General features: G+C 74.3%; 10 protein-coding genes and 1 pseudogene. 5 read left to right on the top strand and 6 right to left on the bottom strand.

The window, feature by feature from the left end:
• Positions 1–15: 15 nt before the first annotated feature.
• Positions 16–3579 (bottom strand): indolepyruvate ferredoxin oxidoreductase family protein, encoded by a 3564-nt coding sequence (locus tag WCD58_RS28610; RefSeq protein ID WP_337706523.1) that lies wholly within the window; start codon positions 3577–3579, stop codon positions 16–18.
• Positions 3580–3767: 188 nt separating this feature from the next.
• Between WCD58_RS28610 and WCD58_RS28605 the strand changes: the two genes are divergently transcribed.
• Together WCD58_RS28605 and WCD58_RS28600 are read left to right on the top strand one after the other, a co-directional pair.
• A complete protein-coding gene (locus WCD58_RS28605) occupies positions 3768–4247 on the top strand; it encodes an Lrp/AsnC family transcriptional regulator (protein WP_337706522.1) in 480 nt (159 codons plus the stop codon).
• A 17-nt stretch (positions 4248–4264) separates the two neighbouring features.
• Entirely contained in the window at positions 4265–5068 is an 804-nt protein-coding gene (locus WCD58_RS28600) for a thioesterase family protein (RefSeq protein WP_337706521.1), read from the top strand.
• Positions 5069–5353: 285 nt separating this feature from the next.
• Here the strand turns inward: WCD58_RS28600 and WCD58_RS28595 are convergent, their stop codons facing one another.
• Complete coding sequence (locus WCD58_RS28595) at positions 5354–6451, bottom strand: SPL family radical SAM protein (protein ID WP_337706520.1); 1098 nt, start codon at positions 6449–6451, stop codon at positions 5354–5356.
• 143 nt (positions 6452–6594) lie between these two features.
• Between WCD58_RS28595 and WCD58_RS28590 the strand changes: the two genes are divergently transcribed.
• Positions 6595–6807 carry a hypothetical protein gene (locus WCD58_RS28590; protein WP_337706519.1) on the top strand — a complete coding sequence of 71 codons (213 nt, stop codon included), beginning with the start codon at positions 6595–6597 and terminating at the stop codon, positions 6805–6807.
• Here the strand turns inward: WCD58_RS28590 and WCD58_RS28585 are convergent.
• The gene (locus tag WCD58_RS28585; RefSeq protein ID WP_337706518.1) at positions 6795–7316 is read right to left on the bottom strand and encodes a class I SAM-dependent methyltransferase; all 522 of its coding nucleotides are present in this window, start codon (positions 7314–7316) and stop codon (positions 6795–6797) included. The two genes, WCD58_RS28590 and WCD58_RS28585, sit on opposite strands and share 13 nt — an antisense overlap.
• Before the next feature lie 111 nt (positions 7317–7427).
• On the opposite strand from WCD58_RS28585, the gene WCD58_RS28580 reads away from it, so the two are divergent.
• Together WCD58_RS28580 and WCD58_RS28575 are read left to right on the top strand one after the other, a co-directional pair.
• Positions 7428–8399, top strand: coding sequence for a phosphotriesterase family protein (locus tag WCD58_RS28580; RefSeq protein ID WP_337706517.1), 972 nt, complete (start codon positions 7428–7430; stop codon positions 8397–8399).
• The gene (locus WCD58_RS28575) at positions 8396–9916 is read left to right on the top strand and encodes a class I adenylate-forming enzyme family protein (protein WP_337706516.1); all 1521 of its coding nucleotides are present in this window, start codon (positions 8396–8398) and stop codon (positions 9914–9916) included. The genes WCD58_RS28580 and WCD58_RS28575 overlap by 4 nt, the downstream gene beginning before the upstream one ends.
• 43 nt (positions 9917–9959) lie before the next feature.
• On the opposite strand, the gene WCD58_RS28570 is transcribed toward WCD58_RS28575, so the two are convergent.
• The 3 genes and pseudogenes from WCD58_RS28570 to WCD58_RS28560 all read right to left on the bottom strand — a co-directional run bounded on the left by WCD58_RS28570 (position 9960) and on the right by WCD58_RS28560 (position 12795).
• Complete coding sequence (locus WCD58_RS28570; RefSeq protein WP_337706515.1) at positions 9960–10595, bottom strand: LutC/YkgG family protein; 636 nt, start codon at positions 10593–10595, stop codon at positions 9960–9962.
• Positions 10582–12034, bottom strand: a pseudogene (locus WCD58_RS28565) (LutB/LldF family L-lactate oxidation iron-sulfur protein). The gene WCD58_RS28570 and the pseudogene WCD58_RS28565 overlap by 14 nt, the downstream one beginning before the upstream one ends.
• A gap of 17 nt (positions 12035–12051) precedes the next feature.
• Positions 12052–12795 carry a (Fe-S)-binding protein gene (locus WCD58_RS28560; protein WP_337706514.1) on the bottom strand — a complete coding sequence of 248 codons (744 nt, stop codon included), beginning with the start codon at positions 12793–12795 and terminating at the stop codon, positions 12052–12054.
• Between the last annotated feature and the right edge of the window lie 86 nt (positions 12796–12881).

Raw genomic sequence — 12881 nt, 5'->3', positions numbered from 1 at the left:
CTCACGATGGGCCGGTCAGGGCAGCAGCTCCGCCAGGCGGGCGCGGTAGCGGGCGACGTTGCCGAGCTTGATGTCCTCGTAGCCCCGGACCATGTCCGGCAGGGCGGCGATCTCGACGGCGCGGTCGGTGTCGTCGAGGGCGAGCAGCGCCGGGACCAGCTCCCGGTACTCGCCCACCAGCTCCCGCTCGACGCGCCGCACCTCGGCGACGCCGAACGGGTCGAGGCGGGTGCCGCGCAGGCGGCGCATCGCGCGCAGCGTGCGGTAGCCCGGGCGGAACCAGCGGCCCAGCGTGATCTTGCGCTGCATGCCGACGGCCCGCAGGACCGGCGGGTGCAGCTTCCACGCGTACCTGGCGCCGTCCCCGAACTGCGCGCGCACCGAGGCCTCGAGCGCCGGGTCGAGCGACAGGCGCGCGACCTCGTACTCGTCCTTGTAGGCCATCAGCTTGTACAGCCCGGTCGCGATCGCCTCGGCGAGCCGCGGGTCGGCGTCGACGCAGCCCCGCACCACGTCGGCGTAGGACCGGGCGTACGACGCGTCCTGGTAGGCCACGAGCTCCGGGACCCGGACGCCGACGAGGCGCTCCAGCTCGCTCCCGGCCGGCGCGCCGATCGACGCGACGATCTCCGCGGCCTCGGCGGCCCCACGGGCGGTGAGGCCGGGGACCCCGGTGTCGGGCCCGGTGCCGGTCACGAGCGCGACCACCATCGCGAACGCCTCGGGGTCGGCGACCGACTGGCGCCCGCGGCGGAAGGCCTGCAGGTTCTTCTCGACCGCGGCGCCGTTGAGCGTGAACGCCTCCTCGACGGCCGACGCCGGCAGCGGCAGCGCGCCGGCCTGGAACGCGGCGCCGAGCAGGATCGTCAGCGCGAACTGGTCGTCGCCGAACAGCGCGTCGGCCAGCGCCCGGGCGTCGACGACGACCCCGACGTCGCGGCGGACCCGCTCGGTGATGCGCGCGAGCACCGCGTCCGGGTCGGGGAACGAGACCGTCGGGTCGACGACCATCGACCCCGTCGGGACCTTCGCCGACGAGATCGCGGCGACGGTGCGCCACGACGCGCAGGTCGCGAGGTTCGCCGGCTCGGCGGCGACGAGCAGGTCGGCGCCGAGGTAGAGGTCGCACTCGCCCTCGGCGGCGCGTCCGGCGGCCTCGGTGGCGTCCCGGCTGATCTTGATGTCGGAGATCACCGCGCCGCCCTTCTGGGCCAGCCCGGTCTGGTCGAGACCGCGCACGTGGCGCCCGGCGACCAGCGCCGCCGTGGCGAGCACCTGCGACACCGTGGTGACGCCGGTGCCGCCGATGCCCGCGAGCCGGACCGTGAACTCCCGGTCGTCGACCACCGCGGGCGGCGTCGGCGCCGTGTCGGCGTCCAGCGGCTCGAGCCCGCGCGGCGCGGCGGCCGTCCCCGAACCCGCGCCGGGCTCGACGGTGAGGAACGCCGGGCAGTCGCCGTCGAGGCAGGAGTAGTCCTTGTTGCAGGACGCCTGGTGGATGCGGGTCTTGCGGCCGAACTCGGTGTCCACCGGGGTCACCGACAGGCAGTTCGAGGTCTGCCCGCAGTCGCCGCAGCCCTCGCAGACGCGCTCGTTGATCATCACGCGCGTGCTCGGGTCGGGCAACAGGCCGCGCTTGCGCTTGCGGCGCTTCTGGGCCGCGCACTCCTGGTCGTGGATGAGCACGGTGACGCCAGGGGTGTCGGCGAGGACGCGCTGGGCCTCCTCGTAGCGCGAGCGGTCCCAGACCTCGACGCCCCGGGCCAGCTTGACGCCCCTGTACCGCGACCGGTCCTCGGTGGTGACGAGGATCTTCGTGACGCCCTCGGCCATCAGCGACCGCGTCAGCGCCGGCATCGGCAGGGCACCGACGGCGTCCTGGCCGCCGGTCATCGCGGCGGCGCCGTTGTGCAGCAGGCGGAACGTCATGTGCGAGCCGGCCGCGACGGCCGCGCGCACGGCGAGCGACCCGGAGTGGTGGAACGTCCCGTCGCCCATGTTCTGGACGAAGTGCGGTGTCTTTCCATTGGGCCCCTCGACGAACGGCGCCATGCCGAACCAGTGCGCGCCCTCGCCGCCCATCTGCGACAGGCCGGTGACCTCGCCGACCTGCTCCTCGGGCATCAGCAGCACCATCGTGTGGCAGCCGATGCCGGCGCCGACGAGCGAGCCGTCGGGGATCGCGGTGGTCGAGGTGTTGTGCGGGCAGCCCGAGCAGTAGAACGGCGTGCGCTTCGCGCCGTCGACCGGCGTCAGCGACAGGTCGATGCGGCTGCGGCGCGCCTTCTCGTCGCGCCAGGCCCGCACGCTCGGCACGTCGCCGTGCGCCAGGAGGCGCTCGCCGAGACGGCGGGCGACGACGTCGGGGTCGAGGTCGCCGGCCTCGGGGAACATCGCGGCACCGGTGGGCCCGCGCTTGCCGTGGACGCGCGGGGCGTCGGCGCGGCCGTAGAGCAGCTCCTTGATCTGGGTCTCGAGGAACGCGCGCTTCTCCTCGACGACGACGATCTCGTCGAGGCCCTCGGCGAACTCGTCGACGATCCCGGGCTCCAGCGGCCAGGGCATAGCGACGCGGAGCAGGCGGACCCCGTGGCGCTCGAGGGCCCGGTCGTCGAGACCGAGGGTGGCGAGCGCCTGGCGCAGGTCGAGCCAGCTCTTGCCCGCCGCGACGATGCCGAGGCGCGCCGGACCGTCGCCGACGATCCGGTTGAGGCGGTTCGCCGCGGCGTAGCGCTGCGCGATGACCAGGCGGGCGCGGTAGAGGTCGCGCTCGATCGGCCCGAGGGCGGGCTGGAGCAGCGTCGCCGACGGGGTGTGCACGTAGGGGCGGCCGTCGATCGTCGTGTCCGGGACGACCGGGTGCAGGCGGTCGGGGTCGACGTCGACGGTGCCGGAGCCGTCGGCGACCGCGGTGACCATCTTCAGCGCGGTCCACAGCCCGCTCACCCGCGAGAGCGCGACGGCGTGCCGGCCGAGGTCGAGGACGTCCTGCGAGTCCGCGGGGTAGAGCACGGGGACCGCCATGTCGGCGAGCGCGGCCTCGGAGGCACAGGGCACGCTCGACGACTTCGCCGCCGGGTCGTCGCCGACGAACGCCACCGCGCCACCGCGGGGGTGGGTGCCGGTGAGGTTGGCGTGGCGCAGGGCGTCGGTGGCGCGGTCGAGGCCCGGCGCCTTGCCGTACCAGTAGCCGACGACCCCGTCGCGCGTGAGGCCGCCGGTGGCCGCCGCGAGCTGGGTGCCCTCGACCGCCGTCAGCGCGATCTCCTCGTTGAGCCCCGCCGCGAAGACGACGTCGTTCTCCGTGAGCAGGTCGCGGTGGCGGGCGAGCTCGAGGTCGTAGCCGGCGAGCGGGGAGCCCTCGTAGCCCGAGATGTAGCCGCCGGTCCGCAGGCCGTCGGCGAGGTCGGCGCGGTGCTGGTCGAGGGGGAGGCGGACCAGCGCCTGCACACCGGTGAGGTGGATGCGCCCGCGCGTCATCGCGTAGCGGTCACGCAGCGACACCGGGTGGCGCGGCTCCCTGTCGTCGGAGCCGCCGAACGGGACGTCGAAGGCGGGGGGACGGACGTCGACGGTCATGACGGACCTCCTGGGTGGTCCGGCGCGCGGGGCGCGGGGTGGGTCCTCGGTGCCGGGCCACACGTCGTGGCGGTGACGCAGAAGGTAGGGAGTTACTTGCCAGTGGTCTATCCTCGTCTTCGAGAACTGGGCCATTGGTCCAGTCCTCACGGCCTTCGACTGATCCGCTTCGGCCATTGGACGACGCCATGGACCTCGACGACCTCGACCGGGCGCTGCTGCTCGCGCTCCTCGAACGCCCCAGGGCCGGGCTGCGCGAGCACGCGCGGGCGCTGGGCATCGCCCGCGGCACCGCGCAGGCCCGCTTCCTGCGTCTCCAGGAGCGCGGGGTGATCGTCGGCTTCGAGCCGCAGGTCGATCCCGAGGCCCTGGGCTACGACGTGCACGCCTTCGTCACCCTGCACATCACGCAGGGCCGGCTCGACGCCGTCGCCGAGCACCTGGCCACGATCCCCGAGGTCGTCGAGGCCCACAGCATCACCGGCGACGGCGACCTCTGGGCCCGCGTGGTCGCCCGGACCAACGCGCACCTGGAGCAGGTGGTCCAGGGGATCATCGGCACCCCGGGGGTGGAGCGCACCCGCACGGAGATCGCGCTGACCGAGCGCGTCGCCCACCGCGTCCTGCCGCTCGTGCGCGCCCTGCCGCGCGGTCGCCGCGGGTCGTAGGTGGTCTACTCGGCGGCGTGATCGGTGAGCTCGCGCTCGACAGCACGGCCGAGCGGGTCGGCGACGGGGTCCACGAGATCGTGCTGTCCGACCGCTGGGGGCTGCTCGACGGCCGGCTCAACGGCGGCTACCAGCTGAGCGTCGCGCTGCGGGCGCTCGCGGCGGAGATCCCGCTGCCGGACCCGGTCGTGGCGTCGGCGTCGTACCTCCGCCCGGCGTGGCCCGGTCCGGCGCGGGTGCTGACGACGGTGGTGCGGGCGGGGCGCCGGCTGGCGACCGGGACGTCGCGGCTCCTGCAGGCCGGCCCGGACGGCGCCGAGCGGGAGGTGCTGCGGCTGGAGGCGACGTTCGCCGACCTGTCCGCCTCGCCGGCCGACCCCGTCGACCGCACCGCGCCGCCGTCGCTGCCGCCGTTCGAGGCGTGCCGGACCTTCGGGGGACCGGACGCGCCCCCGGACGGGGCCACCGTGGGGCAGCGGATCCGCTACGGGGTGCGCGAGCTGCCCGGCTGGGTGCGCGGCGAGCCGTCGGGGGACCCGTCCGCGGAGTTCTGGTTCGCCTTCGCCGACGGGTCGGACGCGACGCTCGTCGACCTGGCGTTCGTCGTGGACGGCGCGGCGCCGGTGGTGCTCGAGGTGGGACACGGCTCGAGCACGGCGCAGCTCACGGTGCACCTGCGCGAGCACCCCGCCCCCGGCCCGCTGGTCTGCCGGACGGTGAGCAACCACCTCGCGCACGGCCTGCACGACGAGGACGTCGAGGTCTGGGACTCGCGGGGCGTCCTCGTCGCGCAGTCCCGGCAGCTCGCCCTGCTCCTCTGACCGCCCGCGGCCGGGCGGCGACGCACGGGGTGGTGTCAGCGTGGCGGCCACGCTGACGTTGAGCGTCAGCAACTCCCCCACGATCACGGAGCCGGTCCGAGCCGCGCACCCGGCACGCTCGCCGATCGAGCGTGTGGCGATACGGACACTGGACGTCTGCGGTGGCCCACCGCTGACACGACACGTCGAGATCCCGACACGCCCGACCCTCTGGCCGAGCGCGTGGCGATACGGACACTCGACGTCAGCGGCGCCACGCCGCTGACAGGGTCATGGAGCAGCCGGCTACGTCCAGTAGAGGACGCGGGCGACGGGGAGGTGATCGGCGAGTTCCGCGGTGACGTGCGCCCGCAGGTCGGCCATCACGTCGTCGGGGTAGACGTGCTTCACCGCGCCGAACTTGCCGCGCTTGGTCCGCCGCTGCTCGGGGTCCATCTCGAGCCGGGTGCGCGGGTACCAGCTCTCGAGGGTCTCCTTGCTGCCCGGTGTGAAGCGGTGCGTGATGCACTCGGCGGTGAGGTCGAGGTCCTCGATCCCCTCGAGCGCCGCGGCCACCCGCGCCAGGAGGTCGCTGTACGCCGCCCGCCAGTCCCCCACCGGCATGATCGGCGCGATCGTGACGCCCACCGGCCACCCCGCGCGCGCCATCCGGGCCAGCGCCGCGATCCGCGCGGACACCGAATCCGTGCCGCCCTCGAACCGCCCGGTCACCGACTCCGGTCCCAGCGAGAAGCGCAGCCGGGTGCGCCCGCCGTGCGGCAGCCCGAGCAGGCCGTCCACGTCGGCGAACTTCGTCGTCGCCCGCAGCTGCACGGGACCGCCGAAGTCGTGGGTGCCGACGTGCCGGATCGCCGCGGACAGGCTGCCCGTGACGTGCTCGATGCCCAGCGGGTCGGTGTAGCAGGAGGCCTCGAAGGTCGTGCCCTCGCCGGCGCGCGCCGCCGAGGTCGACGTGATCGTGCCGTGCCCGACGTAGGCGTCGAGGCCGGCGAGGATCTCCTCCAGGTCGCCGAACACGCGCGTCACGGGCGGCCCGGTCAGCGAGCCCGCGAGGTAGCAGTACTGGCAGTGCGCCGGGCAGCCGCGCGCGAGGTCGACGCGCCAGTCCGCGCTCGGCGGGATCGGGTCGAGCTTGCGCGCCGACGCCGGGCTCGTGACGACGGCGAGCGTCGCCTTGGCGCGGGCGTAGGTCTCGCGCTCGCTCCCGCCGCGCAGACCCGTGATGCGGTCGCCGCGCAGCAGCTCGACGTCGTCGACGCCCGCCGCCTCGCAGCGGCGGAGGATCTCGGCGGTGTGGGGGTGCTCCTGCGCGGAGCGGGTGACGAGGACGTGCTGTGGGGTCCAGAGGCGGGGGCGCGGTCCTGCCGCGAGGGGTGTCGTCATCGCACTCACGTCAACGCGTCGCACGTTCGGCGACTTCCGCCCGACCGGGGTGGTTGCGCCGTTCGTGCGCGGGATACTCGCCGACGTCCGGCGGTGTCGCCGGTCACACCGACCGACTGCTCGACCCTCTCCAGGAGGCTCCCGTGTCCGCTCCGTCCACCGGCCCCGATCTGCGCCCGGCGGCGCTCGACGACACCGCGCTCGACGAGCTCCACCGCCTCGAGGAGCGCCTCGGCACCCCGGTCGTCGCCTACGAGGCCGCGAGCCCCTACGCCGAGCTGAGCGCCGACCAGCTCGCCGAGATCCAGCGCACCGAGTCCGCCCTCGGCGTGCGCCTGCTGGCCTACCGGACCTGATCGCCGGACGTGGTGGACGTGGCGCGGACGTGCAGCAACCGCACGCCTCGCCGCGTCGGCATCGTCACCTCCGGCGCGAACCCGCCGGCGACCAGGTGGTCGCGGAGCCGGTCGACGACGTCCGTGCGCGGTGCCGCGCCGCCGTCGGAGCCGTAGACGAGGTGCAGCACCCCGCCCGGCCGCAGCGCGGTGGCGAGCACCGCCAGCTCGGCGTGCGCGGGCCCGGTCCAGAAGAGGTTGACGTTGACCGCGAGCGCGAGGTCGAACGCGCCGGGCGACGGCCGGAACGCGGCGAGCGCGGTCGTCACGACCGTGCCCGCGGGAGCGCGCGCGAGCGTCGCCGCGGCGGCGGCCGCCGACCGGTCGATGCCCGTGTAGTGCCCGCGCGGCAGCCGGTCGGCGAGCAGCGCGGCCGCCACCCCGCGTCCGCACCCCACCTCGAGCACCCGCGCGTCCGGGGCCGGGTCGACCAGGTCGACGGCGGCCGCGAGCCGGGGTGGGACCGCCATCGCCGATCGTCCCTCCGCCGCAGGAGCGCCGACGAGCGATCCAACAGCAACGGCACCGTCACCCCATAGAGTGGTCCGGGTCACACAGGGCCGAGCAGGGGAGGTGCGGGCATGCCCACGGTGGAGACGGTGCGGGGCCCGGTGGACGTCGGCGATCTGGGCACGACGCTGATGCACGAGCACGTGTTCGTGCTGAGCCCGGACATCATGCAGAACCACGGCGACGAGTACTGGGACGAGGAGGTCCGGGTCGCCGACGCGATCGACAAGCTGCGCCGCCTGCGCGACCTCGGCGTCCACACGATCGTCGACCCCACCGTCATCGGGCTCGGCCGCTACGTCCCGCGCGTCGCCCGGATCAACGCCGAGGTCGACCTCAACATCGTCGTCGCGACCGGGCTCTACACGTTCGACGAGATCCCGCACTTCCTGCACTACCGCGGCCCGGGCACCGTGCTCGGCGGCGACGAGCCGATGACCGAGATGTTCCTCAAGGACATCCGCGAGGGCATCGGCGGCACGGGCATCAAGGCGGCGTTCCTCAAGGGCGTCGTCGAGGAGCGCGGCCTGACGCCCGACCAGACCCGCATCCAGCACGCCATCGCGAACACCCATCTCGAGACCGGCGTGCCGATCACCGTGCACACCAACGCCGCGCACCAGACCGGACGGCTCGCGCTCGACCTCTACGAGAAGGCGGGCGTCGACCTCACCAAGGTCGTCATCGGGCACGCCGGCGACAGCAACGACCTCGACTACCTGCGCGAGATCGCCGACCGCGGCGCCACGATCGGCGCCGACCGCTTCGGCATCGACGTCTTCAACCCCACCGACCAGCGGGTGGCCACCATCGCCGCCCTCTGCGCGCAGGGGTACGCCGAGAAGATCGTGCTGGCCCACGACGCGTCCTGCTACATCGACTTCTTCTCCGGCGACAGCCAGGCCACCAAGGAGCAGATGCTGCCGAACTGGCACTTCGAGCACATCCACCACGACGTGCTGCCCGCCCTGCGCGAGCAGGGCGTCACCGACGAGCAGATCACGACGATGCTGGTGGACAACCCGCGGCGGTACTTCTCGTGAGCCCCACCCCGCTCCCCCGCGGCGCCGCGCCCTTCGACACGACCGGCATCACCCGCGGTGCCGACGGCATCGCGCGCTACGACCACCTCGCGCCGTCGGTGGTCGCGATGGTGCGCGCGTCGGTGGAGCGCCACCCCGACGTGGAGGCGCTCGTCGAGGTCGGCGGCGAGCGGGTCACCTACGCGCAGCTGTGGGACCGGGCGGCGCGGGTGGCGGGCGGTCTGGTCGGCGGCGGGGTGCGGCGCGGCGACCGGGTGGCCTCGCTGCTGCCCGCCGGGCTCGACTGGGTGGTCGGCTTCCTCGGCACCCTGCTCGCCGGGGCCGTCGCGGTGCCCGTCAACACCCGCTTCGCCGCGCCGGAGGTGGAGTACGTCCTGTCCGACAGCGACGCGGCGGCCGTGCTCCGGCCCGGTGAGGCGCTGCCGGCGGGGCATCCCGAGGCGCTCGACGACCTCGTCCCCGGCGACCTGGCCGCGATCTTCTACACGAGCGGCACCACCGGCCGCCCCAAGGGCGCGCGGACCACCCACCGCAACTTCCTGTCCAACGTCGAGACCGCGATCCGCGTCATCGGGATCGACCGCGCGACCGGCCCGTCGCTGCGCAACCTCGTCTCGGTGCCGCTGTTCCACGTCACCGGGTGCAACTCGCAGCTGCTCGTCCAGCTCGCGCTCGGCGGGACGACGGTGGTGCTCCCGGTGTTCGACGGCGCGACGTTCGTGCGCACGATCGTCGACGAGCGCATCGACACGCTGGTCAGCGTGCCGGCCATCTACGGCCTGACCCTGGCCCGCGACGACCTCGGCGTCGACCTGTCCCACGTGCAGCGGATCTCCTACGGCGGCGCCCCGATCGCACCGGCGCTGGTCCGGCGCCTCATGGAGCGGATCCCGCAGGCCCGGCTCGGCAACGGGTTCGGGCTCACCGAGACCTCGTCGATCGCCACGTTCCTCCCGCACGAGTGGGCGGCGGAGAACGCGGACTCGGTGGGGTTCGCGGCGCCGGTGGTCGACCTCGCGCTCGCCGACGTCGACGACGCCGGGGTCGGCGAGCTGCTGATCCGCGGGCCCAACGTCGTCGACGGCTACTGGGCGGCACCCGAGGCGACGGCGCGCACCTTCGTCGAGGGCTGGCTGCACAGCGGCGACCTCGCGCGCGTCGACGAGGGCATCGTGCGGATCGTCGACCGCGCGAAGGACGTCATCAACCGCGGTGGGGAGAACGTCTACTCGGTGGAGGTCGAGAACGCGCTGGCCGGCGCGCCGGGCGTCGCCGACGCGGCGGTCGTCGGGGTCCCGGACGACGTCATGGGCGAGAAGGTCGGCGCGGTGCTGGTCGGCGCGGACGTCGACGTCGACGCGGTGCTCGCCTACCTCGACACGCAGATCGCCGACTTCAAGGTCCCGCAGTTCGTCGTCGTCTCGCCCGACCCGCTGCCCCGCAACCCGGGCGGCAAGCTGCTCAAGCGGACCCTGCGCGACGGCACCGACTGGGGCCCGCCGGTCCGGGGCCGCTGAGGGGTATGTGAGCGAACTTCGGTGCTACGGCACCGAAGTTCGCTCACATAGGGCCGACCAGCACCACGTCGAGGCGGCGGGGGCCGTGGACGCCCTCGACGCGGTCGAGCTCGATGTCGCTGGTCGCCGAGGGGCCGGAGACGAAGGTCAGCGGGCCGTTCGGGTCCAGGCGCGCGAGCGCCTCGGGCACCGAGGACACGACGTCGGAGGCCCGGAGGACGCACACGTGGTGGTCCGGGACGAGGCTGATCGCGCGCCGCCCCTGGTCCGGCGCGAGCGCGTCGAGGACGAAGGTGCCGGTGTCCGCGATCGCGACCGCCCCGCCGGTGACGACGGCGTCGGTCGCGTCGAGGTCGGCGACCGACAGCGGCGGGTCGTCGGTGCGCACCTCGCCGTCGTAGGCCGACAGCCACCCGGCGGGCAGGCCGGCGGGGACGACCACGCTCGAGGCGTCGCCCAGCACCGCCGCGACCGCGCCGGCCACCTCGTCCTCGCCGCCCACCCGGTGCACCGTCGCCCGGTAGTCGGTCAGCGTCTCGTCGAGCCGGTCGACGGCCCCGGCGCTGCCCGGCGCGTGCGCCCCGGTCCGGCGGTGGTCCCGCGCCACGTCCGGCGGGCTCGCCCCACCCGCGTCGCGGGCGGCGCGCAGCCGGGCCAGGACCTCGTCACGAGCGCTCACGACGCGACCACCACTCCCGGAACGTCTCCGCCGGCGGCGCCGGCATGTCCCGCGCCCCGAACCACGCCGAGGCACCCGGGCCCGGCGCCGACCGGATCCGCCCGGACCGCCCGAGCAGCCGGCCCAGCTTCATCGCCCGCTCGAGCAGCGAGAACCGTCCCGGCGTCGCCATCGCGGCCGCCGCCGCGCGCATCGCCACGTCCTGCGCGCTCGGCCGACCGTGCGCCTGCACCGCCGCCGCGCGCTGCTGCACGAGCAGGTGCGGGATGTCGATGCGCACCGGGCACGCGTCGAAGCACGCCCCGCACAGCGACGACGCGTACGGCAGCGACGCGTTGACGTCGTCGGGACCGTCGATGCCGGTGAGCTGCGGCGAGAGCACGGCGCCGATCGGGCCGGGGTAGATCGACCCGTACGCGTGGCCGCCCGCGCGCTCGTAGACCGGGCAGACGTTGAGGCACGCCGAGCAGCGGATGCAGTGCAGCGCCTGGCGCCCGTCCGGCGAGGCCAGGACGTTCGACCGCCCGTTGTCGAGCAGCACGAGGTGGAACGCCTGCGGCCCGTCGCCGGGCGTGACGCCGCTCCACGTCGACGTGTACGGGTTCATCCGCTCGCCGGTGGAGCTGCGCGGCAGCAGCTGCAGGAACACCTCGAGGTCCGACCACGTCGGCACGATCTTCTCGACGCCCATCACCGTGATCAGCGTGTCCGGCAGCGTCAGGCACATCCGACCGTTGCCCTCGGACTCGACCACCGAGATCGTCCCGGTGTCGGCGACCGCGAAGTTGACCCCCGAGACGCCGACCTTCGCCGACAGGAACTTGCGACGCAGGTGCGCGCGGGCGGCCATCGCGAGCCGGCGCGGCTCGTCGGTCAGCGACGGGTCCACGCCGGGCATCTCGCGCAGGAAGATGTCGCGGATCTCCGCGCGGTTCCGGTGGATCGCGGGGACGAGGAAGTGCGACGGCTTGTCGTCGGAGAGCTGGACGATCAGCTCGGCGAGGTCGGTCTCGAGCGCCGCGATCCCCGCCTCGCCGAGGGCCTCGTTGAGCCCGGTCTCCTGCGTCGCCATCGACTTGACCTTGACGACCTCGTCGGCCCCGGTCTTCCGCACGAGGTCGACGACGATCCGGTTCGCCTCCCTCGGCGTCGCGCGCCCAGTGCACGACGCCGCCCCGCGCGGTCACCGACGCCTCGAGCTGCTCCAGGAGCTCCGGCAGCCGCGCCATCACGTCGGCCTTGATGCCCTCGCCGGCGCGGCGCAGCTCCTCCCAGTCGTCGACCTCGCCGACGACCGCGGCGCGCTTGGCGCGGATCGTGCGGGTCGCGTGCCCGAGGTTCTGGCGCAGCTGGGTGTCGGCGAGCGCCCGCCGGGCGGCGACGGGGAACGGCTCGGTGCCGCGCAGGTGGTGGTGGGGGTCCGACGCGACGGTCGGCATGCCCAGCTCGACGGTGGTCACGCCGCCCCCTCCGACGTCGACGCCAGGATCTCCGCGAGGTGCACCGTGCGCACCCCCGAGCGCAGCCGCGAGAGCCCGCCCCCGATGTGCATGAGGCAGGACGTGTCCCCCGCGGTGCACACCTCGGCGTGCGTCGCGAGCACGTTCGCCATCTTGTCCGCGAGCATCGCCGTGGACGTGTCGGCGTTCTTCACCGCGAACGTCCCGCCGAACCCGCAGCAGACCTCGGCGTCGGGCAGCTCGGTCAGCGTCAGGCCCCGGACCTCCCGGAGCAGGCGCAGCGGCTTGTCGCCGACGCGCAGCATGCGCAGCGAGTGGCACGTCGGGTGGTAGGTGACGCGGTGCGGGTAGTAGGCGCCGACGTCGGTGACGCCGAGGACGTCGACGAGCAGCTCGGAGAGCTCGTAGGTCCGGGCCGCCAGGTCCTCCGCCGCCTGCGCGAGCTTCTCGTCGCCGCCACGGCGGGCCACCATCGCGTGCTGGTGGCGCACGCAGCCCACGCACGAGCCGGAGGGGGCGACGACGACGTCCGCGGCGCCCGCGAAGACGTCGACGTGGTGGCGCACGAGCGGCAGGGCGAGGTCGAGGTAGCCGGTGTTGACGTGCATCTGCCCGCAGCACGTCTGGTCCGCGGGGAACACGACCTCGTGCCCGAGGCGCTCGAGCAGCTCGACCGTGGCCCGGGGCGCCTGCGGGAACATCGCGTCGCCCAGACACGTGGCGACGAGGGCGATCCTCACGGGGCTCCTCGGAGGGTGGTGGTGGTCCGAGCAGTGTCCCCCGAGCGGGGCCCACCGCGCAGATTCGGGTGATCCGTCCGGTCCCC

The organism is Actinomycetospora flava, from assembly GCF_037400335.1.
Classification (GTDB): domain Bacteria; phylum Actinomycetota; class Actinomycetes; order Mycobacteriales; family Pseudonocardiaceae; genus Actinomycetospora; species Actinomycetospora flava.
This window is presented reverse-complemented; position numbering and strand designations above follow the sequence as displayed.

Coding starts and splice junctions, on each gene's coding strand:
- WCD58_RS28610 (WP_337706523.1), bottom strand. CDS start 3,579: ATGACCGTCGACGTCCGTCCCCCCGCCTTCGACGTCCCGTTCGGCGGC.
- WCD58_RS28580 (WP_337706517.1), top strand. CDS start 7,428: ATGCCCACGGTGGAGACGGTGCGGGGCCCGGTGGACGTCGGCGATCTG.
- WCD58_RS28605 (WP_337706522.1), top strand. CDS start 3,768: ATGGACCTCGACGACCTCGACCGGGCGCTGCTGCTCGCGCTCCTCGAA.
- WCD58_RS28585 (WP_337706518.1), bottom strand. CDS start 7,316: ATGGCGGTCCCACCCCGGCTCGCGGCCGCCGTCGACCTGGTCGACCCG.
- WCD58_RS28595 (WP_337706520.1), bottom strand. CDS start 6,451: ATGACGACACCCCTCGCGGCAGGACCGCGCCCCCGCCTCTGGACCCCA.